Annotated in this window: 22 protein-coding genes, 2 tRNA genes and 2 pseudogenes; 16 read left to right on the top strand and 10 right to left on the bottom strand. The window is 58.3% G+C overall.

Annotated elements, in window-relative coordinates:
- Positions 1–95 precede the first annotated feature (95 nt).
- The 6 genes from cmk to E5K03_RS12565 all read left to right on the top strand — a co-directional run bounded on the left by cmk (position 96) and on the right by E5K03_RS12565 (position 3218).
- Positions 96–674 (top strand): (d)CMP kinase, encoded by a 579-nt coding sequence (cmk, locus tag E5K03_RS12585; RefSeq protein ID WP_138007171.1) that lies wholly within the window; start codon positions 96–98, stop codon positions 672–674.
- Positions 675–676: 2 nt separating this feature from the next.
- Positions 677–1579 carry an RNA-guided pseudouridylation complex pseudouridine synthase subunit Cbf5 gene (locus E5K03_RS12580; RefSeq protein WP_138007170.1) on the top strand — a complete coding sequence of 301 codons (903 nt, stop codon included), beginning with the start codon at positions 677–679 and terminating at the stop codon, positions 1577–1579.
- A 69-nt stretch (positions 1580–1648) separates the two neighbouring features.
- A tRNA-Pro gene (locus E5K03_RS12575) sits at positions 1649–1719 on the top strand.
- A gap of 144 nt (positions 1720–1863) precedes the next feature.
- On the top strand, positions 1864–2340 hold the full coding sequence (locus E5K03_RS12570; protein WP_240730022.1) for a hypothetical protein: 477 nt from the start codon (positions 1864–1866) through the stop codon (positions 2338–2340).
- 64 nt (positions 2341–2404) lie between these two features.
- Positions 2405–2527: a hypothetical protein gene (locus E5K03_RS17750; protein WP_265338734.1), complete on the top strand. Its 123-nt coding sequence runs from the start codon at positions 2405–2407 to the stop codon at positions 2525–2527.
- Between the two features lies 1 nt (position 2528).
- Positions 2529–3218: a carbonic anhydrase gene (locus E5K03_RS12565; protein ID WP_138007169.1), complete on the top strand. Its 690-nt coding sequence runs from the start codon at positions 2529–2531 to the stop codon at positions 3216–3218.
- A 71-nt stretch (positions 3219–3289) separates the two neighbouring features.
- On the opposite strand, the gene E5K03_RS12560 is transcribed toward E5K03_RS12565, so the two are convergent.
- The 5 genes and pseudogenes from E5K03_RS12560 to E5K03_RS12540 all read right to left on the bottom strand — a co-directional run bounded on the left by E5K03_RS12560 (position 3290) and on the right by E5K03_RS12540 (position 5974).
- Positions 3290–3676 carry a thiol-disulfide oxidoreductase DCC family protein gene (locus tag E5K03_RS12560; RefSeq protein WP_138007168.1) on the bottom strand — a complete coding sequence of 129 codons (387 nt, stop codon included), beginning with the start codon at positions 3674–3676 and terminating at the stop codon, positions 3290–3292.
- A gap of 183 nt (positions 3677–3859) precedes the next feature.
- Positions 3860–4549: pseudogene (locus tag E5K03_RS12555) on the bottom strand (hemolysin family protein); the annotation flags it as partial.
- Positions 4548–5402 carry a hypothetical protein gene (locus E5K03_RS12550; RefSeq protein ID WP_138007166.1) on the bottom strand — a complete coding sequence of 285 codons (855 nt, stop codon included), beginning with the start codon at positions 5400–5402 and terminating at the stop codon, positions 4548–4550. The gene E5K03_RS12550 and the pseudogene E5K03_RS12555, both read right to left, overlap by 2 nt.
- A gap of 6 nt (positions 5403–5408) precedes the next feature.
- Entirely contained in the window at positions 5409–5561 is a 153-nt protein-coding gene (locus E5K03_RS12545; RefSeq protein WP_138007165.1) for a DUF2080 family transposase-associated protein, read from the bottom strand.
- Positions 5562–5626: 65 nt separating this feature from the next.
- The gene (locus E5K03_RS12540; RefSeq protein WP_138007164.1) at positions 5627–5974 is read right to left on the bottom strand and encodes a DsrE family protein; all 348 of its coding nucleotides are present in this window, start codon (positions 5972–5974) and stop codon (positions 5627–5629) included.
- 157 nt (positions 5975–6131) lie between these two features.
- Here E5K03_RS12540 and E5K03_RS17945 point away from each other — a divergent pair.
- Positions 6132–6411: pseudogene (locus E5K03_RS17945) on the top strand (DUF2270 domain-containing protein); the annotation flags it as partial.
- An 85-nt stretch (positions 6412–6496) separates the two neighbouring features.
- Here the strand turns inward: E5K03_RS17945 and msrB are convergent.
- Positions 6497–6916 carry a peptide-methionine (R)-S-oxide reductase MsrB gene (gene msrB / locus E5K03_RS12530; RefSeq protein WP_138007163.1) on the bottom strand — a complete coding sequence of 140 codons (420 nt, stop codon included), beginning with the start codon at positions 6914–6916 and terminating at the stop codon, positions 6497–6499.
- 130 nt (positions 6917–7046) lie between these two features.
- On the opposite strand from msrB, the gene E5K03_RS12525 reads away from it, so the two are divergent.
- Entirely contained in the window at positions 7047–7232 is a 186-nt protein-coding gene (locus tag E5K03_RS12525) for a hypothetical protein (RefSeq protein WP_138007162.1), read from the top strand.
- Between the two features lie 86 nt (positions 7233–7318).
- Here the strand turns inward: E5K03_RS12525 and E5K03_RS17280 are convergent.
- Positions 7319–7470 (bottom strand) — tRNA-Met (locus E5K03_RS17280).
- A gap of 140 nt (positions 7471–7610) precedes the next feature.
- Between E5K03_RS17280 and E5K03_RS12520 the strand changes: the two genes are divergently transcribed.
- Positions 7611–8666, top strand: coding sequence for a DUF7115 domain-containing protein (locus E5K03_RS12520; protein WP_138007161.1), 1056 nt, complete (start codon positions 7611–7613; stop codon positions 8664–8666).
- A gap of 47 nt (positions 8667–8713) precedes the next feature.
- Here the strand turns inward: E5K03_RS12520 and E5K03_RS12515 are convergent, their stop codons facing one another.
- Positions 8714–9094: a DUF5830 family protein gene (locus tag E5K03_RS12515; protein ID WP_138007160.1), complete on the bottom strand. Its 381-nt coding sequence runs from the start codon at positions 9092–9094 to the stop codon at positions 8714–8716.
- Between the two features lie 110 nt (positions 9095–9204).
- Here E5K03_RS12515 and E5K03_RS12510 point away from each other — a divergent pair, with 110 nt between their 5' ends.
- Positions 9205–10812: an ATP-binding response regulator gene (locus E5K03_RS12510; protein WP_138007159.1), complete on the top strand. Its 1608-nt coding sequence runs from the start codon at positions 9205–9207 to the stop codon at positions 10810–10812.
- Positions 10813–10824: 12 nt separating this feature from the next.
- Here the strand turns inward: E5K03_RS12510 and gpmI are convergent, their stop codons facing one another.
- Entirely contained in the window at positions 10825–12339 is a 1515-nt protein-coding gene (gene gpmI / locus E5K03_RS12505) for a 2,3-bisphosphoglycerate-independent phosphoglycerate mutase (RefSeq protein ID WP_138007158.1), read from the bottom strand.
- Between the two features lie 172 nt (positions 12340–12511).
- Here gpmI and E5K03_RS12500 point away from each other — a divergent pair, with 172 nt between their 5' ends.
- Together E5K03_RS12500 and E5K03_RS12495 are read left to right on the top strand one after the other, a co-directional pair.
- Positions 12512–13153: a DUF1405 domain-containing protein gene (locus E5K03_RS12500; protein ID WP_138007299.1), complete on the top strand. Its 642-nt coding sequence runs from the start codon at positions 12512–12514 to the stop codon at positions 13151–13153.
- 51 nt (positions 13154–13204) lie between these two features.
- On the top strand, positions 13205–13864 hold the full coding sequence (locus tag E5K03_RS12495) for an ArsR/SmtB family transcription factor (protein WP_138007157.1): 660 nt from the start codon (positions 13205–13207) through the stop codon (positions 13862–13864).
- 20 nt (positions 13865–13884) lie between these two features.
- Here the strand turns inward: E5K03_RS12495 and E5K03_RS12490 are convergent, their stop codons facing one another.
- Positions 13885–14394 carry a hypothetical protein gene (locus E5K03_RS12490; RefSeq protein ID WP_138007156.1) on the bottom strand — a complete coding sequence of 170 codons (510 nt, stop codon included), beginning with the start codon at positions 14392–14394 and terminating at the stop codon, positions 13885–13887.
- A gap of 119 nt (positions 14395–14513) precedes the next feature.
- Here E5K03_RS12490 and gatD point away from each other — a divergent pair, with 119 nt between their 5' ends.
- The 4 genes from gatD to hmgA all read left to right on the top strand — a co-directional run.
- On the top strand, positions 14514–15821 hold the full coding sequence (gene gatD / locus E5K03_RS12485; RefSeq protein WP_138007155.1) for a Glu-tRNA(Gln) amidotransferase subunit GatD: 1308 nt from the start codon (positions 14514–14516) through the stop codon (positions 15819–15821).
- A gap of 2 nt (positions 15822–15823) precedes the next feature.
- Positions 15824–16765: a GNAT family N-acetyltransferase gene (locus E5K03_RS12480; protein ID WP_138007154.1), complete on the top strand. Its 942-nt coding sequence runs from the start codon at positions 15824–15826 to the stop codon at positions 16763–16765.
- Positions 16766–16885: 120 nt separating this feature from the next.
- Positions 16886–18307: a sensor histidine kinase gene (locus E5K03_RS12475; protein ID WP_138007153.1), complete on the top strand. Its 1422-nt coding sequence runs from the start codon at positions 16886–16888 to the stop codon at positions 18305–18307.
- Positions 18308–18454: 147 nt separating this feature from the next.
- Positions 18455–19680: hydroxymethylglutaryl-CoA reductase (NADPH) (gene hmgA / locus E5K03_RS12470; RefSeq protein WP_138007298.1), on the top strand; the 1226-nt coding region annotated here is incomplete at its 3' end.

The following is a 19680-nucleotide window of genomic DNA, read 5'->3' as shown; positions in this document are numbered from 1 at the left end:
ACGGGCGATCGGGTACAGCGGTCTCAGTTGTGGTTTTGTTTCGCAGGGCGCGGTCGAAGGACAACCTCTTTTAGCGACACCGGCGGAGAGTACATATGTTACTCACCGTTTCCGGTCCGCCGGGCAGCGGCAAGAGCACGACCGCCGCCGCGCTCGCGAAGGCGTTCGATCTCGAACACATCTCTGGCGGCGACATCTTCCGAGAGATGGCGGCCGAACGAGACATGACGCCTGTGGAGTTTAACGAACACGCAGAAAGCGACGACTCGATCGATCGCGAACTCGATCGACGGCTCTACGAGATTGCCGTCGAACGCGACGACGTGCTCCTCGAATCCCGGCTTGCAGGCTGGCTGGCGGGCGATCACGCCGACATCAAGATCTGGCTCGACGCGCCGCTTTCGATCCGTGCCGAGCGGATCGCCGATCGCGAGGACAAGCCGGTCGCGGTCGCCGAAACGGAGACCGATCGCCGCGAACAGAGTGAAGCCAAACGCTACCGCGAGTACTACAACATCAACATCGGAGATCTCACTATCTACGATATCGCGTACAACACCGCCCGGTGGAGTCCAGAAGGCGTTCTTGGCATGCTCACGACCGCGATCGACTCCTACGATCCAGACAGTGACGAAGGCAAAGCGGCGGTGACCGGCGTCAACTACGACTTTTGAGCATGTCTATTCGCCCAGCGCCCGAAGATCGGTCGATCGCCGAGTTGCTCACGTTTGGGGTCGTCAACCTCGACAAGCCTCCGGGGCCGTCCGCCCACCAAGTCACCGGCTGGGCTCGCGACACGGTCGTAGATGCGTGTCCCGCGTTTGGTGCGGAGCCGATCGAAGAGGCGGCGCATTCGGGCACACTCGATCCGAAGGTCACGGGCTGTCTGCCGGTGTTGTTTGGCGACGCAACGCGGATCGCACAGGTGTTCCTCGAAGGGACCAAAGAGTACGTCGCCGTGTTAGAACTCCATGGCCCTACGCCTGCGACACTTTCGGAGACGATCGCCGAGTTCGAAGCCGAAATCTATCAGAAGCCGCCGCGAAAGAGCGCGGTCACCCGCCGACTCCGGAGCCGCGAAATATACGACCTTGACGTGCTTGACGTTGCAGACCGACAGGTCCTGCTTCGAATCCGCTGTGAGAGCGGCACCTACGTTCGTAAACTGTGTCACGACATCGGGCTCGCGCTCGGGACTGGGGCACACATGGGCCACCTCCGCCGGACGGCAACCGATCCGTTCGATGACACCGACCTCGTTTCGATGTACGATCTCGTCGACGCGATCGAGTTCGCGAAAGAAGGTGACGAAGAAGCCCTGCGATCGATCCTCTCACCGGCCGAACGTGCGCTGTCTGGATTACCGTCAGTGACGATCGCTCCCTCGGCCGCCGAGCAGGTCGCCCGCGGCGCGCCGGTGTACGCCCCCGGCGTGATCGAGGTCTCGGGGGACCCAGCCCAGGGACAACTGCTCGCATGTCATGTCCCGAGTGGTTCAGTCGTCTGTCTCGGCCGGCTTGTCGGCGATCCAGACGCCGACTCCGGGACGGTTGTCGACCTCGAACGAGTATTGGTTTGAGTGGGCTACTGTCCGGACGGGCGATCGAAACGAAGCGCTTAATTGACCGACTCTCCTCGATCGAAATACGGGACCGTGGGGTAGTGGTATCCTCTGCGGATGGGGTCCGTTGGACCTGAGTTCAATTCTCAGCGGTCCCACTCACAATTACACCGCTTGTCATACACAAGCGGCTCACATGTCCTGTTTCTCTGTAATACCGATTGTCGCGATCTGAGTTTCTTCTCGATCGGTGAGTCTCTCAATCGCGAGGGTCTTTTGGGCACGTCACGTATACGTGAACGATGTTGACAACCGCGATCGCCGGTGTCCAGAATCCAATTATCGCGTTTCCAATCGGCCTTACAGCAGGGATACTTGGAACGCTGGTCATGGATCGGATCATGGCCGCGCTTCCGGAGGGAACGACGCCCCCGACCATCGCGGCTGGTGTACTCACAGAGACCCACCCTGACAGCGCGCCGAAGCGGCTCGCAACCGTTGTCCACTATCTCGCTGGAACGGGGGCCGGGGCGCTGTTCATCTGGTTCCTTCTTGCGGGTACTGCGATCGTTGGCTCGTCGCTCGCCGCACTTCTCGCCAGTACGATCGTTTATTACGCGCTCATGGTGGGATTCTTTGTGTTCGTTCCGCTCCAGCTTGTGACCGGGATCTCGACGGCGAGGAAACGATCGATCGCCCGTGATTGGGCGATCTCCGCGGCGGGCTATCTCTTCGTGTTGGTCCCAGTCGTGGTAGTCGTGCTCGGATTGATCGGCTGACTGACGAACGTGCATTGGTACGCACAACACAACGCCTATTTAGGTCGTGTCCGTGGTCGAGAGTATGGAGCAGTATCTCGTCAGCGATGAACAGACGCTTGCGCCGGCAGTCGTCATCGCCACGGCGCTGTTGATCGCCGCGTTCGCGCTCGGGATCGCCTATCAACTCGTCCTACTCGTCTTGTAGTATGCGAGATGATCTCCTCTCGGAGCTGTTAGCCCGAAACGACGATCATCATCAGTCACTCACGCTTGATCTGTTCACGGCGGTCCGAGACGGCCAGAAACCGCCAGTCGTCTCGGTCTCCTGTTCAGACTCTAGGGTCGCTCACGAGGGAATGTGGAACGTCACCGAACCGGGGTGGCTCTTTACCGCAACCAATATTGGCAATCAAGTCCGGACGACGATCGACGGCGACGCCGTTATTTCGGGGAGCATCACGTACCCGATTCACCACACCGAAACCACCGCGATCGCAGTCGTCGGACATACTGGGTGTGGCGCGGTCACGGCCGCGTACGACGCCGTGACCAAGGACGAATATCCGACTGACCCGGGGATCGCACATGACATCGATGGGCTCATCCCGATCGTCAAATCCGGTCTCGAAGCCGGGTTGGCCGACGAAGTTGACAGAGAGACCACAATCAACCGTCTCGTAGAGTACAACGTTCTTGAACAGGTATCGTTTTTACTCGATGCGGATTCGATTCCTGATCACGTCGACGTGTACGGCTTTGTCTACGACATCCATGGCGCGTACGGTGCTGTCGACGGTCGGGCCTACATCGTCTCGGTTAACGGCGAACAGGAGCCAGCCGCGATCGAACGTGCCGTTGGCGATCAATACGTCTCACACGTGAAATCGCTGTTGTAGCGATCGATTGGTGGTGGTTTTGTGGCGTCTTACTGGCGTGCAAGAGACAGCGTGTCTGTATCCGTATGGATTTATGTCGATTGGGAACCAGAAAGACTCCCCTCGACGTGCTCGCAGGATCGAAACCGTCCCCAGGTTGATCGGCGATCGGCGACGAATCGGTAGCCACGTTCTCGAATCCATCCCCAAAACGGAATCAGACGCGCTGTGCGAACGAGATACTGCCCGAAAACGCCACACCGGCTAACGCACTGTTCAAGCGCGTGACCACAAGAATAGACCGCTTCGTCGGTCAACAGGTGCATACAGCTATCGTATTCGTCTGGAAGCCGGGCCTTCTGATCCGGTGTGAGCTCGCTGAACCCGACAGGATCGAACGTACCAAACCGCAGCAGCCACCGAATCATATACATACAGAACCCACAATCATCGTCGTAAACGAGGCGTGGAACAGCCATACCGATAATTTAGACCGATCGCTATTTTATCTTCTCCTACGCAGGTCACCAACGGGCCCTGCATTGGAGTGTGTGGACGCGACGTACACAAGCCAACGGTGTTCAGCGGGCATACGAGTCAAGAGAACCGCGGATCGTAGGCGCATTTTAGGTGTGAGAAGTGGAGAAAGAACTTCACGCGGGTTACCGGTCCACTGCTGGATCGTCCATATCCCTTTCGTGGACCCATACCGTCGAAATTCGGGTTCCTTCGACGCTCGTTACCTCAACGACGTGACCGTCGATCTCGACGCGATCGCCAGGTTCTGGCGCGCGGTTGAGTCGTTCCAGCACCAGTCCACCGATCGTTTCGACCGCTTCACTATCGAAGTCGCCATCGAGGGCGTCGGAAACGTTCGACAATGGGACTCCGCCGTCAATGTCGTACCCCTCATCGTCACGCTGGCGTATCGAATGTTCGTGCTCATCGAGATCGAACCCGTCCCGGAGATCCCCGACGAGGGCCTCGACGATGTCTTCGACCGTTGCAATCCCCTCGAACGCTCCCCACTCGTCGATGACTGCGGCCATCTGCTGGTGATCCTCTCTGAACTGTCTCAGGAGATCGCTAATTGACATCGTCTCTGGGACGATGAGAATCTCACGGGAAATGTCATCGACTCTCTTGGCATCCTCATTGTCCACCTCTGCTCGCAGCACGTCCTTGACATCGACGAATCCGATCACTTGGTCACCATCGTTGGCGTCAAGAACCGGATAGCGCGTATGTGCGGCCGCTAAAACGATCGAATGAAATTCAGATAGTGTGGCATCCGCCGGAACACTCACCACGTCCGGTCGTGGGACCATGACTTCCCGCACCACGGTATCGTCAAACTGCAGTCGCGTCTTTTCGGAGACCACCATCAATTGCTAAGACGGTTTCCACGTCGTCTGGTTTCTCTGCGTGTTCGACTTCGACAGGGAACGAGAGTTCGTAGTAATCTTCCCCAGTTTTGGTCTGTGTGGGGTGGAACGAGGGGGCGGAGAGACTGCCGTGGTCGAGCAATTCGTGGAACGCTTCGTATCCCTCAAGTTCGTGTTTCGTCCACGTCCAATCACCACGAGACCCGGGTTCAAGTATGTCCGGTGTTTTGAGTTTGACTGTGAGTGTTTGCGTGTCTTCGTCGTAGTCGTATTTTACACTCTGTCCACTCGTTGGCCCGTCGTCTGCGGAGTACGGAAGAACGCCTTTCGAGTACGTGGGACACTTTTGTATATCGAAATATGACTCGGGGAATCGCCCGTGACGGTCGTAGTACGAGTTGAGTTGGCCGATGAGAAGGTCAACGTACCCTGATTTGATGTATTCCTCTGCGTTCCAAAGTTGTTCTTTGATTCGCCGGGTTTCGATGCTCCGAATCTTTCGGTTGGAGAGAACGGAATGAATGGATTGGAACGCTTTGCGTTTGTCGGCGTGGCTTCGGAGTGTTTCACCGACTTTTTGCATCACACACCGTTTGTACCGCGATGGGAGGTACAATTCAACGTCTGCGAACGCTTCGCTCGCGTCAAAGTATTTCCACGCTTGATACGAGTAGTCGTCAATCCCGGCGAGGTGTTCGGGCGTCCAGTATTTTTCGATGAGAGCGTTGGCTACGTTGGCCGTGAGTGTGTCTAGTCGAACGTGGCGCTCTCGCTCCTCGAACTGAAGATGGATTGGGAGTGAGAGGTGTGTGAACGCCATACGGTGTTACTCGTCGTCTTCAGTTTCTTGCTGTTCGAGGCGGATGACTGCGACTTTTTCGCCAATCCAGTCTTTCGGCACAAGGACGTGTGCACCACCGCCAATAGGTTTTGCTTCTTTCTCAAGGGCTTCTCGACCCTCAAACGTGAACTCGGCCATTATATTGGATTTATACTCAATATAAAATAAATGTTTGGGTTAGGTTTGTTACCGAACACTCCCAATCACGCCCGTTTTTTGTAGCAGTTACGAAACCCTTCTGTTTCCAGTCGTGTTACTTCCACAGCGCCCTCCGGGACGGTCTCAACGCCATCCACGAGGTCTGATTCGTCAAGATCCATCATCTCGATTGTGTTGCTACAGGCCTTGAATGGGACACCATCGTCCAAGAGGGCCCGGACCTGCTTCTCGCTCTCCTGGCCAGTTTCGATCGCCTTCACTCCATCCGCCTGAACGACAACCGCAACATCGTCGATACTTCCACTCTCATCGTCCAAGAGGTTTCTGGCAATAGCCAGTGCTGTTTCCTGTTCGGTCTCGTCTCCTGATACGATATGAATAACAGTCTTCATATTCTTCAGTGAAGGAGAGCACGGCTACTGCCTGTTGCTTGCACATGAAAGGGTGCCAAAAGACGGACGCGATTCGCCCGAAGAACTGGATAACGAGGCCCTCTATGTCTATGTGGTTACCATACCTGCTTATCGAGCAAGGTGATGTCTCTCCTTTATCACCGATTCAAGTCGCGACGAGTTCGACCCAACAGCACCCGACCAACGGGAGATTGGCCGCGAAATGGTTGACGACAGTACGGGACTCGGTTCGGTGATGGCCCACGCCTATCGTGGAGATCACCATCCTTCCGGGCATCGAAGCACGGCGGTACCGAGACTACGACGTGTTTCGCTCTCGTGTTCGAGTCATCCAGGAGAATCTGTTCGCAAACGCCCTCAATCCATCCCAAGGTACTGAAAGTCACGACTGGCGAGCGGAACTGAGCAGGGATTATAATACGTCTCTCATGTCTGCGAAGAACGATCGCTGGGGATGCGATCACACGCTCACGATTGACGAACACTCGGTCGTCGCTGTGTTCACGCTTCGGGCTCGAAATCAATTGCCACAGAGTTGATACAGAATCGCTTGCCGGTCGGCTCTGGGCCGTCATCGAAGATGTGACCGAGGTGGCTGTCACACGCCGAACAGCGGATCTCGGTTCGGTGCATCCCGTGGCTCGTGTCGGTATGTTTGGTTACCGCGTCGCTTTCGGCAGCGTAGAAACTAGGCCACCCACAGCCAGAGTGAAACTTTGTCTCCGAATCGAAGAGGACGTTACCACAGCCCGCACAGCGGTACGTGCCATCGTCGTCACGATCGACGTGTTCGCCGCTGAACCGTGGTTCCGTGCCGCTTTCACGGAGGATGCGATACTCCTCGTCAGTTAGCCGTTCGCGCCACTCATCGTCGCTTTCTGGAACGTCAACAGATCGATCGCTCCTGTTTGATTGGGCCATACAGTCCCTACGGGATCGCGGGGCATAAACCGTCGTCCCGATGACCTTCCCAGGCGACATATCGCGCGTGTCTGCGGCACCTTCCGGCAAAAGGGGAAACCTCATTATTCGTGGTCACGCATCAGCATCTATGCCAACCATCCCGAAGCAGGCGCTTGTCGGCGCGGTGTTGCTCGTCATTGGTGTCGCGTTGTTTCTTCCGTGGATCGCCACGGGCACCGGTACCATCGGTTACGTGGGACTCGCGATCGCAGCCGTCCTTCTCACTGTCGGCACCCTCCTCCTCGGTACGAGCGAGGGTGGCCGCCCGGTATAATTCGATAAACGACTCATTCGACAACAACCACTCTTTCTCACGATATCCACAAAATCCGTTCGTGGCCATGCACACGAATTGGTAGATGGCCGGGGCGGGCTCCGAACCCGCGATCTCCGCATAGCCCAGGTGTGAGGCTCGGCAAGCCTCAAGGGAGCGGATGCTTCCAAGGCGGTTACCGCACCGAATCTCAGTAACCCTATGAGTGCGGCGCTATGTCCAGCTAAGCCACCCGGCCTCACCGCTACGTACTGCGATGACAGTCTTTAACCTTCTCATCTCGATCGATCGTGGTACGAAACCACACGCAGCGCAGCGCACAATGACAGCACAGCAACATCCATCGAATTTATACGCTGGCGATAAAACACCTTGACAATGAGTTTGCCCGAGCTTCTCGAAACGACGCTCGACGAGGAGTCGGTCCGAGAGCGCGTGTCACTTGGTGGTGACGACGTGCTCGCAGTGACGCCGACGCGGGTCCTCATCTACCGAGCCGAAGGACTGTTGTCCGACGAATCGATTCAGACGTACTCACTCGACGCCGAACGCGTTGGCGTCTCAGTCGGCCGACGCAAGGCAAAGATCACGCTCACGTACGGTCTCGACGGCGAGGAGACGATTGCAGTACCCACAAAGCACGTCGATACGGTACTGGAACCGGTCATCGCCGGCGTTTTAGAAGCCGCTGGAACCGTCCACGACAATGAGTCGGTTCTGGAGTTGTTCCGATTCAACGATCTGACCCTCGTGGTCACGAGCGATCGCGTGGTGAAACATATCGGTGCAGCAGTCTGGGATCTTGACGCCGAGCAGTACAGTTTCGATGACGTCGTCGATCTAACGTTCGAACAAGGAAGTGTTGCGACCTCGATCGTCTTGACCCTCGATGGTCGACAAGAACGATTTAAAACGCCGAACGAGCAGTCACGTGCAGTCCGAGAGCGGCTCACGAACGCGATCTGTACGTATCACGACGTCGAGACAATATCCGAGCTGCAAGAAATACGCGAAGCAGAAGCAGAAGTAGAAGCAAACGCGGATGCGCCCGTAGCGGACCGATCGCCCGAAAACGCAGATGACGGTGGCTCCGATTCACTCGATTTCGGTGACACTGGCCTTGATCCACTGGGCTCAAACAGTGCCGATTCGGCTCCAACAGAGTCCACACGAGGGGACTCGGCCGTGCGGTCAGTATCTACTACTGATGGGTCTGCGACGATCACCTCAGACGATACGATTCCCGAAGAATCTCCAACTACGGCTGATGCCTTCGAGGGCTCTCCGTTCGAATCTGCGGGTCCGGTCGACGAGGAGGATCTCTCCGTACAGCTTGCGAAGCTCACCGACGCTGTCGAGACGCAAGCGGCACAGCTCGAACGGCAGGGAGATTTACTCGAGCAGCTGATCGCCGAGCTCCGCCGTGGCCGGTAGTCCATCTACAGAGAAAGCAGGCCGAGGTACTTCACAGTATTACCACGTCAATCTATTTCCCGACCGGTGACCTTTCGAATACACGACGAGCCGAACGGCCCAAGTTCACCAGCATCGAACCGAATAAAATGGCCGTTCTCGATTGAGGCCCCACATCGGCGACACGTGAACTCACCGGAACGCACCGTAACCTGACTCTCGAACCGAACAAACGTCCCTCCACGCCGGGTACGGATTTGTGCACCCTCGCGTGTGATAATCCCGCGCGTTTCGGCTCTATCGAGGATATCTCGTGTTAGATGTGGGTCATTGGTGACCGTTTCGATCCGATCGACCAGATCGGCCAGCTCAAGTTCCGGCTGCTCAAGATGTGCGAGTAACTCAAGGGCAAGCTCGATGGTGGCTTCACGATCGCTCCTGTCGCCCATTCGATTGAGCCTTCTCGGTGCTGCGTCAAACGTGTATCGGGATCTCAGGCTGATCTATTTTTTTCGGGTATCGGCAGAATTGATATACCTCGGGATTCTTGAGTTATTGCATGGAGGACACGATCCGGGTCTTACACGTTGACGATGATCCCGGCTTCGCAGATCTGACGGCGACGTACCTTGTCCGGGAGTGCGAATCGATGGTCGTCGACACCGCAGCAAACGCCGAGGAGGCCATGCAGCGGCTCAATTTGAACACATACGACTGTGTCGTGTCCGATTACAATATGCCCGGAACCGACGGGATCTCACTGCTTCGAACCGTCAAATCGGAGTTCGAACACCTCCCGTTTATTCTCTTTACTGGACGAGGTAGCGAGGAGGTTGCAAGCAAAGCGATTTCGGCGGGAGTCACCGACTACCTGCAAAAGAGTTCGGGGAGCGAACAGTACACGTTACTCGCCAATCGAATTGAAAATGCTGTTTCACAGGCTCAAAGCCGACAAAAACTGGAGATACAGCGGAATCAGCTCGAAGCGCTTCACCACGCGACTGGCGAGTTGATCGAGTGTGACTCCACGCAGGAAATCGCCGATCGCCTCGTCGGGGCTGCCGAAGATATTCTTGGCTTTTCGATCGTCGTCGTCCGGCTGTACGACGCCGATGCCGGCGGTCTCGTCCCAATCGCTGGCTCTGATTCCGTATCGGAGAAACTTCCCGAACGAGATGTGTTTACTCCTGAGGGAGGGAGTCTAAACTGGCAGGCCTACGAGACTGGAGCGGTGCGGGTCTACGACGACATCGAGGAGCTTGCATTTGCCGCCGATCAAGACACTGGCCTTCGGAGTCTGTTGCATGTTCCACTAGACGAGTACGGGACGATCGCGGTCGGTGAGACCACATCGTCGGCGTTCGATGAGACAGACGTATTTTCAACACGAATCCTCGCAACCGCTGGAAAAACCGCCTTACGTGCCCAAGAACGCGAAAGCACGCTCAGATCTGAACGGGACCGAATTGAGCGACAAAATGATCGGCTCAACGAGTTCGCTACTGTCCTCTCACACGACCTCCGTAGCCCGCTCACCGTCGCACACGGCCGCCTCGAACTCGTTCAAGAAGAATATGACAGTGATAATATCGACGCTGCGCTGAATGCGATCGACCGGATGAACACTCTTGTCGACGATCTACTCCGGCTTGCCAAAGAACCTGATCCGGATGTTGAGTTGCGTTCCGTCTCGCTGGCATCGGTCGCTCGGGATTGCTGGGGAACCGTTTCGGTACCCGAAGCGACACTGTCGATCGAGAGTGATCAGACGATCGATGCGGAGCCAAGCCGGCTCCGACAGCTGCTCGAAAACCTGTTTCGAAACAGCGTGGAACACAGTTCCACGGGCAACCGGGCGAAGCCCGACGACGCAGTCAAACACGGCGCAACGGCTCACCGCACACAACCAAGTCAGGCTGACGAGGGTGCACGTGTCAGTATCGACGTCAGAGTTGGTGGGCTCTCTGACGGTGGGTTTTTTGTTGAAGATAGTGGTCCTGGGATAGCCCCAGACGAGCGGACAGACGTGCTCGAGATGGGCTATTCAACGAGCCCGGACAATACCGGGTTCGGCCTCGCGATCGTCAAAGACATCGCTACCGAACACGGGTGGGAGATGCAGATTACCGAAAGCACGGCCGGCGGCGCGCGATTCGAGTTTGTCTGATCGCCGAGAGATTCACTCAAGTAGCGATTTACCGGTCATCGTTTCGGGCTGGGGGAGTCCCATCATTGTAAGCAGTGTCGGCGCGAGGTCACACAGCGCGCCACCGGCGCGAATCTGGTTACCGCCGCTTGTCCCCTCGGCGTTGAGATAAATAATCGGAACTGGATTGTAGGTGTGCGCAGTGTGTGGATTCTCCGGGGTCCCCATGTCGTCTGCGTTACCGTGATCGGCCGTGATGAGTACTGCGCCACCAGCGGTAGTGATTGCATCAACGAGCCGACCGAGCTGTTCGTCAACGGCCTCAACAGCGGCTATCGCCGCCTCGAAATCGCCGGTGTGACCGACCATGTCTGGGTTCGCGTAGTTACAGACGAGCAAATCTGGATCGTCGGACCCGATGACCGCGATTGCGGTGTCTGTGACTTCCGCAGCGCTCATCTCTGGTTTGAAGTCATACGTCGGCACGTCGGGACTTTTGACAATTTTTCGGATCTCGCCGTCGAACATGATTTCGCGGCCCCCGTTGAGAAAGTAGGTGACGTGGGCGTACTTTTCGGACTCGGCGAGTCGCAACTGTGTCCGGCCGGCCGCTGAGACGATCTCCCCGAGCGTGTCGGTGGGTTGTTCGGGCGGAAACGCCACTGGCAGGTGGAAGGTTTTGTCGTATTGGGTCATCGTGACCAACCGCGCCTCCGGCGGGTTGGTCTGAAAGTCCCATTCGGGATTGATATCCGCGAGCATGCGAACCAGTTGTCGGGCGCGATCGGCCCGGAAATTGAACCAGACGATCGCGTCGCCGTTACCGAGTGGCGGTGTTCTCTTGATTGTTGTCGGCTCAATGAATTCGTCTGTCACGCCACGGTCGTAGGAGGCATCCGCAGCTTCGACAGCGCTATCAACCTCGTAGTCGCCCTTCCCGAGGACGATCGCATCGTAGGCGCGTTTAGTCCGCTCCCAGTTTTGATCTCGATCCATCGCGTAGTATCTTCCGACGACAGTCGCCACCTCACCTGTTCCCGCGTCAGCGATCGTCCCCTCGAGGTCGGCAAGATACGACGCGCCACCCGTCGGTGATGTATCTCGACCGTCTGTGAACGCGTGGGTAACCGCTTCGATCCCGTATTCGGCGGCCATTTGAATGAGCGCCTTGAGGTGTTCGATGTCCGAGTGGACGCCGCCGTCACTGAGGAGGCCCATGAAGTGCACTCGGCCATCGTGTTCGTCGGCGTATTGGAACGCCCCGTTGATCGCCTCGTTGGTTCGGAAGCTTCCGTCGGCGATCGAATCGCCGATTCGCGTGTACGATTGTTTTACCACCCGGCCCGCACCGATATTGAGGTGGCCGACCTCGCTGTTGCCCATCTGCCCGTTCGGCAATCCGACCGCCCGGCCGTCGGCTTTCAGTGTCCCGTACGCGCCAGCGGCTTTGAGTCGATCGAAGTTCGGCGTGTCGGCGGCTTTGACCGCATCGCGGCGATCGTGATCGCCTAATCCCCACCCATCGAGAATAACGAGACCTGCGTCCATACCTACCCTGTGCGTGCTCGCGCGTAATTACGCTTTGTTTCGACGCATCCAACCGCCCGAGATCTGTTTCGATGCATCCAGCCCAATCATGGTCGTTTCCACGGGTCCCGCCCCTGACGATCGCTTTGACGAAGGCAACCGATTTCACGATACTCCACGAACGGTTGCACGGATGGCCTCGCTTCGCCGACCAATCGCAAAACGACACGCGGAATACTATCTCACCAACGCGCCGAGTCTCGTTGTGTTGCTCGTCGTCAACGCAATGGCATTTCTCGTCGGCGTGCTGTACTACGTCGAGACACTTTCCAGTGTACCGACGTTTCTGTGGCCGCTGTACGGCGATTCGCCGACAGCGATCGCGCTGGCAACGCTCTCACTGGCGACGCTGTTACCCACCCTTGGGCATCCACTCGACAATGTACCGCAAAACCGTCCACTGGCATATCTACACACCCTCGCATTTGTGTGGCTTTTCAAGTATGGCATCTGGACGTTTATCGCGCTCAATCGTCGGATTGACCTGTACATCGGCTTCGACGTCGCCTCGTTGTACGCGTACTGGTTCATTCTGTTCACACATCTGTTATTCGTCGTTCAGGCGTTTCTCATCGTCCACTACGGCCGAACCACGCGCGGTGCGCTCGTGGGCGCACTCGCGTTGTTGCTCACAAACGATCTCTTCGATTACGGCTTCGGGTATCATCCCCCGATCCGGTACGATCCTGGGATCGTGTTGGCGACGGTGACTGTCGGACTGTCGATCGTCACCGTCGCGGTGGCGGCGTGGGCGTTCGATCAGCTTGACGAATGAGCGTGCTTCGTGGGAGACAACGTTTTCAACCGCAGTGACCTATCGACGGGTATGGATTCCGCGGTGCTTTTGGACTTACTCGGAAACGAGAACCGGCGGCGCATTCTCCGTTTGCTCTCACAGAAGCCGTGTTACGTGACCGAAATCAGCGAGTACCTCGGCGTCAGCCCCAAGGCGGTAATCGATCACCTTCGAAAGCTCGAAGAGGCAGGACTCATCGAGAGCCGGACGGACAACCAGCGACGGAAGTACTTTCACATCTCTCGGAGTCTCCGGCTCGAAGTCAACGTCTCCCCGCACGGGTTTGGGACCAAAAGCGCGTATCCCGCGAGTACATCGCTGGATATGTCCGGGCGCTGTCCGCACCTCTCTATCGACTCAGCAACCGAGAATCTCGGAGCCAACTCGGTCGAGGAGCTAGCTACTGAGTTTGCGCGACTCCAATCGCTCGAAAACGAGCTTTCGCTCGCCCAACGGTGGGTTCACGGGCGGATCAACGACACGCTTGATCAGCTCAATGATCGACTCGGCACCGAGACAGACAGCCGATTTTACGCAGAGGTTCTTGCTGCGGTCGCCGAATCCGATGGGCAGACGAGTTCGGTGATCGAACGCGTCGGTGCCGCCGCGACTGCGACCACCGACGCCCTCGATTTGCTCGAAGACCGCGGTCTTATCGAACGAACGGGCGATCGCTGGACGGTCAAATAAGCCGGGGTGCGGTCCTCTGTTCAGGGAATCTCTTCTGTGAGGCCGGCGCGGAGATCGCGTCCAAAGTAGTGGCCGACTACACTGATTCCGCCACCGATCGCCGCCCCAAGCGCTGAAAAGCCCAGCCCGTACTGCGACAAGAAATCTAATCCGACGGGTAACACGCCAACAGATAACAGCCCGAACGCGAACGACGCTGCGAGGATGATCGCACCCGCGATCGTCGTTTCGAGATATCGCGATCGGCTCGCGAGGAGTCCAACGACGAACGCGGCGACAAAGACACCGGCGAGCCGACCAATCACACCAACAAGTGGGATCGCGCCGCCGGCGACCGCCCCGACTGCGAGGAGGACGAGCGACAGGCCCAGCGCTTTCGCTGAAAAGAGCGTTCCGTCCATGCCGATTCGTCCAGGACTGTCGGCTTGCTCCGAACCACTGTCGGCTCCCGTCCCACCAAGTCGACCGTCCATGTCTGTCCCCTCGGCGACTGTCTGTCCGTCGCTCGATCGGCTCTTGGAACGCTGCATGGCCGTGTATACGCGAGCGATCGACTTGTGTGTTCTCCCCATCGATTTGTGTGTTTTTCACACACCGTTTCTCGGCACAAACGGTTGGTTTCAAGTCCGCCCACCGGCAACCGATCGGTATGCATCCAGGCGATCGGGTCCGCGTCACCCGCGACGACGTCACCAACGAGGGCGTGTTGATGCCCTCTTCGGACAGCGACAATCTCGTAATCAAACTCGACGGTGGCTACAACATCGGTATCGATCGGACAGACGCCACTGTCGACGTGCTCGAAACGAATGTCTACGACGTTGGCGATGATGACACAGACGACACAGATGACTCCAGCGACGTCTCCGAAATCACGTTCGAGGACAATCTCCCGACGATCTCGCTCATCTCTACTGGCGGGACGATCGCGTCGACGGTCGACTATCGGACGGGCGCGGTGACTGCACAGTTCGACGCCGAAGACGTCCTTCGGGCAGTTCCAGAGCTCGCCGGCCGGGCGAACTACCGCGGACGCGTCGTTGCGAACATCCTCTCTGAAAACATGGATCCCTCGATCTGGAGTGACCTCGCAACCGCCGTCTACGAGGAGATCGACGCCGGCGCTGACGGCGTCGTCGTCATGCACGGGACCGACACGATGCAGTACTCCGCGGCGGCGCTGTCGTTCATGCTTGAGACGCCCGTGCCGATCGTGTTCACCGGAAGCCAGCGGTCGGCCGATCGGCCCTCCTCGGACAACGTCATGAACGCGATCTGTGCAGTTGAAGCCGCAAAAGCTGACTGCGCCGAAGTGCTCGTATGCATGCACGGCTCTGAAAGCGACGATAGCTGTGCGCTGCACCGGGGAACCCGCGTCCGCAAAAACCACACCTCCCGGCGAGACGCCTTCGAGACGATCGGCAACCAACCGCTTGGGACGATCGCCTACGAGACCGCAACAGACGACGGCGCTGACGGATCAGTCGCGACAGCGGCGATCGAGTTTGTCCGCGAGTACACCGAACGCGGCGAACGGAGTCTTTCGCTCGCCAATGATCTCAAACCGGCGGTCGAACTCGTCAAATTCACCCCCGGGATGGACCCACGCGCGTGGGACTATCTCGACGGAATGGCCGGTGTCGTCATCGAGGGAACCGGGCTCGGACACGTGCACACCGATCTGATTCCGCGGATCGAATCGCTCGTCGACGATGGAACCGTGGTCGTTATGACGAGTCAGTGTCTCGCTGGCCGGGTGTGCGATCGCGTCTACGACACGGGCCGTGATCTCCTCGATGCGGGTGTCGTCGAGGCCGGCGACACGCTGGCTGGCACGGCGAAGGTGAAGCTCATGTGGGCGCTCGCAAACCTCGCCGGCGAGCAGACCGCTGTTCGGGACGCCATGCGTTCTGATCTTGCCGGCGAACTCACCGAAGAGTCCCAACCCTGGCGATAAGCATGACTCGATCGTCTCCAACGCTCACCGTTCGACAGGCTCAATCCGACGACGAGGCGGCCGTCGTCGCGTTCACCGAAGACACTTGGAGTGATCGCGACGTCTCCGATTATATCCCGCGGGTCTTCGCTGAGTGGGTCGAGACTGATGGCGCTGCCCAGCGGACGTTCGTTCTCGACGTCAACCACGGTGAGGACATCGCCGGCATCTGTCAGGCGGCTATGCTCAGCGACCACGAGGGATGGCTGCAGGGGATGCGGATGAACCCCGCATACCGGGGACAGGGCCGATCGAAGTCGCTGGCGAACGCTGGCCTCCGGTGGTGTCGCGAGCAAGGAGCGACCGTCGCGCGCGTGATGGTCTTTTCGTGGAACATCGCCGGCTTGGGCCAGGCGCAGTCGGTCGGCTTCGAGCCAGAAACGGAGTTCCGCTTTGCTGAGCCCGAACCCGATCCGAATGCCGAACCTGCCCTCCCGATCGGGGACAACCCGACTGCGGCGTGGTCGTTCTGGACGACCGCAGCCGCCCGCGAGGACCTTCGCGGACTCGTCATGGACGACGAAGAGTCGTGGGCGCTGTCGACGCTCACCCGCGATCGACTCGTTGGGGCCGCCGCGGATGACCGGCTGTTGACCGTCCGCGACGGGGGTGTCGCGGGTATCGCCTACCGTGACCGAACGATCGAACGATCGGCCGAGGCTGGCGAAACCGAAACATGGGCGCTGTACGGTGTTGCCGCCTGGGAGACGCCGGCTGCAGCCGAGGCGCTGTATCACGCGATTCAACGAGATGCGGCGGCCGCGGGTGTCGATCGAACCCGCGTGCTGATTCCGGAGTCAGCCCGGTGGATCGCTGACACTGCGCGGGCACGGGTGCCCGTTGCCGACGAACCCGACTTTGTCTTGGGTGCTGATCTGACGGATCCGGCGATCGGGTCGCTGTAGCGGCCACATCCAGATAATCTTCTTGACACTCGGGACAGCTGAAATCCCTTTATTCTGTCCATTTGGTACTGCTACCGGCGTTTGGGGCTGTTTTTGTATCTCGAAATCATACTAGTATTTATGACAGACAGTCTGACCCCTGAAGAGCATGGTACAAAAGGGGCTGACTGGTATCGGACGATCGTTGAGAAAGTAACTGACATCGCAACAGTCATTGATACCGACGGAACGATCACCTACGTCAGCCCTGCTGTCACACGCGTTCTCGGCTACGACCCTGACGAGTTGGTCGGCCACGAAGGATACGAATTTGTCCATCCCGAAGATCGGGCGCGAAATGCCAACGCGGTGGCCGCGGTTCGATCGACTCGTTCGGGGTCCGAGACTGTTGAGGTCCGATTCCGGCACGCTGACGGATCGTGGCGCTGGATCGAAGCAACGATGAGCAATCGACTTGACGATGACGCTGTCGATGGCATCCTCCTCAGCAGTCGAGATATTACCACGAGAAAAGCGTACGAGGCCGAAGCTCGCGAACTCGCCGAAGAGTACGAAGCGCTGTTGACCAACGTGGAAGACGCGATTTTTCTTGTCAATGTCGAAGGGCCAGCTGACTCTATCAGATTCGAATTCGAACGACTCAGTCCCTCCTATGAGCAACAGACCGGCATCATGACCGAAGACGTCCAGGGACAAACCCCTCAAGACGTATTCGGGGCCGACCAGGGTGCAGAACTTGAAGCAAACTACCACCGCTGTGTCAACGCTGGTGAGCCAATTTCCTATCAGGAAGAACTACGGATCGACGAGCGAGCCCGCTTCTGGCAAACGAAGCTTGCACCTATCATCACTGATGGGCAGATAACTGAACTTGTTGGAATCACTCGAAATGTGACTAAACGCGTCGAACGAGAGCGACGGTTGCGCCAGCAGAACGAGCGCCTCGACGAATTTGCGAGTGTTATCTCCCACGACCTGCGAAACCCGCTCAACGTCGCTCAGGGGCGTGCGACGCTCCTCGCCGAGCAGACCGAGAGCGAGCATCTTGCGCCACTCCTGACAGCGCTCAACCGGATGGAGGCGATCGTTGACGATACGTTGACGCTTGCTCGTCAGGGCGACGTAATTGCGGAAACGGAGTCAATTAGCTTGACAGACCTCGTCGGGAAGTGCTGGGCGACGGTGGACACCGAAGACGCAACCATCAAAATCACCGAGGAGATGATATTTCAGGGTGATTCTGATCGACTCCAGCACGTCTTCGAGAATCTGTTCCGGAACAGCGTGGAACACGGCGGCCCTGGAGTGATTGTACACGTCGGAGCGCACGGTGAACAAGGAATATACGTCGAAGACGATGGGCCTGGGATTCCAGCGGACAAGCGCGAAACAGTATTTGAACCAGGCCACTCGTCGATGCGTGGTGGCACCGGGTTTGGGTTGACCATCGTAAAACGGGTCGTAGAAGCTCATGGCTGGGAACTGTCCGTGACCGATGGCACTGCTGGTGGAGCACGGTTTGTGTTCGAACTGACCGACTAGCATTCGTGTGAGTGGTTAGCGCCCTGTCTATCCCTCTGTACGGTTACTCTAACGTGGGCCACACCAATTTGCTATAGCAGTATCTGGTATACGTGCCGGCGATCGCGAGCCGATATTCCTTTGCGGCCGCCCGAATGAGGTACTGCCATGACTGATCCGGACGCCAGCCAGCCGTCGGACGCGATCGATCGACTCGTCGAAGGATTCCGAGCGAACGACATCCGCTTTCACGAGTTCGAATCCCACGCCGACCCTGACATCGCGACCGCCGCTCGCCGGCAGATCGTCGCCGAGGAGACGGGTGCAGACCTCGAAACGATCGGCTCGTACGCGTTCCCCGCGGCCGACGCCGAACCCAACATCGAGAACATGCTCGGGGCAGCCCAGGTGCCGATCGGCGTCGCGGGTCCGGTGTCGATCGACGGTGGTGCCTACACCGGAGAGGCGTATCTCCCACTCGCGACCACGGAAGGGGCGCTTTTGGCCTCGGTCAACCGGGGGTGTTCGGCGCTGAACCGCGCGGGTGGCGCAACCGCACGCGTGACGAAGTCTGGAATGACTCGCGCACCGGTGTTTCGCGTTGCAGATGTCGTCGAAGCCGAGGCGCTCGTCTCGTGGATTCGAGACAACGAAGACGCACTCGCCGCGGCCGCCGAAGAAACGACGAACCACGGCGAACTACTTGACGTGACGCCGTACGTTGTCGGAAACAACGTCTATCCGCGATTCCGCTACGATACAAAAGACGCGATGGGAATGAACATGGCCACGATCGCCACCAAGGCCGCCTGTGACGTGATCGAGGCCGAAACCAACGCCTCGCTCATTGCGCTGTCGGGCAACGTCTGTTCTGATAAAAAGCCCGCCGCGATCAACGCGATTGAGGGTCGCGGGCGTTCGGTAACTGCGGACGTAAAGATCCCACGTGATGTCGTCGAGTCAAAGCTCCACACCACGCCCGCGGCGATCGCCGAAATTAACACCCGAAAGAACCTGCTTGGGTCGGCGAAGGCTGGGTCGATCGGCTTCAACGCCCACGTTGCGAACGTCGTTGCGTCGATGTTTCTCGCGACGGGCCAAGACGAAGCGCAGGTTGTCGAAGGGGCGAACGCGATCACGACTGCCGAGGTCACAGATGATGGGTCGCTATACGTTTCGGTCTCGCTTGCGAGCCTTGAGGTTGGGACCGTTGGCGGCGGAACGAAGCTCCCGACACAGTCAGAAGCACTCGACGTGCTCGGGATCCGCGGCGGCGGCGATCCTGCGGGGTCGAACGCGGATGCGCTCGCGGAGTGCATCGCGACCGGCGCGCTCGCCGGTGAGCTGTCACTGCTCGCTGCGCTCGGTTCGCGACACCTTTCGAGCGCACACGA

Origin of the sequence: Halalkalirubrum salinum (assembly GCF_005543295.1) — an archaeon.
GTDB lineage: Archaea > Halobacteriota > Halobacteria > Halobacteriales > Haloferacaceae > Halalkalirubrum > Halalkalirubrum salinum.
Note: the sequence above shows the minus strand (reverse complement) of the source record. Positions and strands in the feature narration are given on the sequence as shown.